The 2,837-nt window shown below is 71.2% G+C and carries 5 protein-coding genes; all 5 read right to left on the minus strand.

Features of this window, described 5'->3' with window-relative positions:
• Positions 1-29: 29 nt before the first annotated feature.
• The gene (locus B7767_RS15095) at positions 30-284 is read right to left on the minus strand and encodes a hypothetical protein (RefSeq protein ID WP_085572644.1); all 255 of its coding nucleotides are present in this window, start codon (positions 282-284) and stop codon (positions 30-32) included.
• A gap of 129 nt (positions 285-413) precedes the next feature.
• Positions 414-884: a Dps family protein gene (locus tag B7767_RS15100; RefSeq protein WP_085572642.1), complete on the minus strand. Its 471-nt coding sequence runs from the start codon at positions 882-884 to the stop codon at positions 414-416.
• 185 nt (positions 885-1,069) lie between these two features.
• A complete protein-coding gene (locus B7767_RS15105) occupies positions 1,070-1,450 on the minus strand; it encodes a helix-turn-helix domain-containing protein (protein WP_003993396.1) in 381 nt (126 codons plus the stop codon).
• A 109-nt stretch (positions 1,451-1,559) separates the two neighbouring features.
• Positions 1,560-2,105, minus strand: a complete 546-nt coding sequence (locus B7767_RS15110) for a CinA family protein (RefSeq protein ID WP_085572643.1) — start codon at positions 2,103-2,105, stop codon at positions 1,560-1,562.
• Positions 2,102-2,837 (minus strand): CDP-diacylglycerol--glycerol-3-phosphate 3-phosphatidyltransferase (pgsA, locus tag B7767_RS15115; RefSeq protein ID WP_256923442.1); only part of this gene is annotated, 736 nt, incomplete at its 5' end. The genes B7767_RS15110 and pgsA, both read right to left, overlap by 4 nt.

Genomic DNA, 2,837 nt, shown 5'->3' on the forward strand with positions numbered 1-2,837 from the left:
CCCCACCTGCCAGCCGGGCCCGGCTCCGTTCACTCCCCGTCGGTGAACCGACGCACGGTGCTCATCCGCCACGCCCGCCGCCACCGCCCCTCCGCGAGCGCCCCCTCCGCCCGTGCCTTGGGCACGCAGTGCACCGGCAGCAGGCTGAGCCCCCACCCGCCTGCCGCGACCGCCCCTTCGATCACCCCGGCGCCGGGCGCCAGCAGCAGTCGCACCACCGCCCACCACCACAGCGCCCCCAATCCCAGGGCGGCCCCCCGGCGCACCACCCGCCCCGTCGTCACGGCCCCCACCCCCGCGCCGACGCCATGGGACCGCTCGCCCCCGCGCACAGGACGCACCAAGGGCACACGGGCGCATCCGGACGACCCCCGGGCCGCTCCACGAGGGCCCCACGGCCCCCGGAGGTCACGTCACCCGTTCTCGGCCTGGAACATCCAGTGCTGCTTCTCCAGGTCCGCGGTGATCGCGATCAGGATGTCCTGGCTCACCGGGTCCGGTTCGGCGGTCGCCGTGACCCGCTCCCGCATACGGGCGATCACCGCGCCCAGCGCCTCCACGAGCGCGCCCACCGCGGCCGTGTCGTCGACCCAGCCCTCGGGTGTCACCCCGATGCCGCTGCCGACGGCCACCGTCGCGGCACGCCCGTCGGGCGAGACCCCCAGTGCCGCGGCGCGCTCCGCCACGGTGTCGGAGTGGGTGCGCGCCAGCGTCACGACCTCGTCGAGCTGGAGGTGTACGGAACGGAAGCGTGGCCCGACCACGTTCCAGTGGATCTGCTTGGCCACCAGGGCGAGGTCCACCAGGTCGACCAGGGCGCCCTGCAGCGCCTCGGACACGGTCTTCAGGTTCGCGTCGGACAACGGGCTCTTCACGACGTACATCCGCACCTCCGTAGCAGGCCCCCCTCCTCGTCCCTCAACGATGGCCGCCGCACGCCACACCGGCAAACGCACGGAAGGAGGGTCCAGGCATGCGAAAACCCCGGCGGCACCCCTCCGGATCTCCCGGAAGGGCCCCTACCGGGGCATCCCACAGCTTCACACCGTGCGTGCGCGGAACACCACGCTCACGCGGCGACGACGTCCACCGCCTCGGCGGGCGCCTTGATGGTCACCCGTTCCGGTGGCACACCGGTCACCGAAACGGAACCCAGCATCGGACGAACCGGCGTGGGTACGGGCTCGCTGGGGGTCGCTGCAGCAGACTGGGCCAGTTCGGCGAGAGCGAGCTCGTCGCTCACTTCCCGCATGAGCTCGGACATCCGTACGTCCAGCGCGTCGCAGATGGCGGAGAGCAGCTCGGAGGAAGCCTCCTTCTGCCCCCGCTCCACCTCGGAGAGATAGCCGAGTGAGACTCGGGCGGACGAGGAGACTTCGCGCAGAGTACGGCCCTGGCGTTGGCGCTGCCGACGCAGCACGTCACCCAGCAGGCGACGGAGCAGAATCATCGGTGGCTCCCTCCTCGGACCGCGTAGCCGCATCCTTCTCGCCCCACCGTACCGCCTTGCGCCGCGGCCGTGCGGGGAGCGATGTCGTGTTCACTCAGGGCTGCAAACATCAAAACCCCCCGTTCCGTTCCGTATCCTGTGCCCGCTCATTCCCGGTCTGTTCGCCCGCAAGCTCCCTCAGAAGCAGTGCGAGTACGCTCCGTACACTCTCCATACGAATTTCCGCGCGGTCGCCGTTCAACCGCAGATGCTCCACTTTTCCGCCGCGGGCGGAACCCGTTCCCGTTCCCGAGGGGCCGTCCACGGCCACGAAAACCGTGCCGACGGCCTGCCCGTCCTGGGGGTCCGGACCGGCGACGCCGGTGGTGGCAATGCCCCAGTCGGCCCCCAGCGCCTCGCGGACGCCGGCCGCCATCCGGGCCGCCACCTGCGGATCCACCGCTCCGCGCTCCGCCAGCAGGGTGGCGTCCACACCGAGCAGTTCCCGCTTGAGTTCGGTGGCGTACGCCGTCACCGAGCCCCGGAAGACCTTGGACGCCCCGGGGACAGAGGTGATCTCCGCCGCCACCAGACCACCGGTCAGCGACTCCGCGACGGCGAGCGTTCCGCCGTTCACGGTGAGTAGTCGCACCACTTCGGTGGCCTCGGAACTCACGCTTCCGTCTCCTCCAACGCCGCCTCGCGCTCGGCGATTCCCTGCCTGCGCAGCACAATGGCCTGTTTCACATAGTCGAGTCCGGTCGCCACGGTCAGCACGACCGCCGCGGCCATCACCCACCACCGCAGCGTGGCCAGCCACCCCGTCAGCGCCAGTACGTACATACCGACGGCGATGCCCTGGGTGAGGGTCTTGAGCTTGCCCCCTCGGCTGGCCGGGATCACGCCGTAGCGAATGACCAGAAAACGCAGCAGGGTGACGCCGAGTTCCCGGCCGAGGATGACCCCGGTGACCCACCACGGGAGATCGCCCAGCGAGGAGAGGCAGATCAGCGCCGCTCCCATGATCGCCTTGTCGGCGATGGGGTCGGCGATCTTCCCGAAATCGGTGACGAGGTCGTACGTGCGCGCCAGATGGCCGTCGAACAGGTCGGTGATCATGGCGACGGCGAAGGCCGCCCAGGCGAACGACCGCCACGCCGGGTCGTATCCGCCCTCGGCGAGCATCAGCATGACGAACGCCGGCACCAGGAGCAGCCGGAGCATGGTCAGCAGGTTGGCGATGTTCCAGACGCTGGCCTGGTTGACGGCCGCCGCCGCGATCTTCGCGCCGCGCGCGGGCCTGGTCCCGTCCCCGGCGTCGACGCCGTCACGGGACGCGGTGACCGGCGCCGCCTCGTCACGGTGCGTCCGGGCGCCGGCCGGACCACGACCGGACGCAGCGCGCCGG

It is taken from the genome of Streptomyces sp. 13-12-16, assembly GCF_002114215.1.
Lineage (GTDB): Bacteria > Actinomycetota > Actinomycetes > Streptomycetales > Streptomycetaceae > Streptomyces.

What these genes read in the sequence shown, in the direction of transcription:
- B7767_RS15100 (WP_085572642.1), bottom strand. Translation starts at nt 884, where the DNA reads ATGTACGTCGTGAAGAGCCCGTTGTCCGACGCGAACCTGAAGACCGTG.
- B7767_RS15105 (WP_003993396.1), bottom strand. Translation starts at nt 1,450, where the DNA reads ATGATTCTGCTCCGTCGCCTGCTGGGTGACGTGCTGCGTCGGCAGCGC.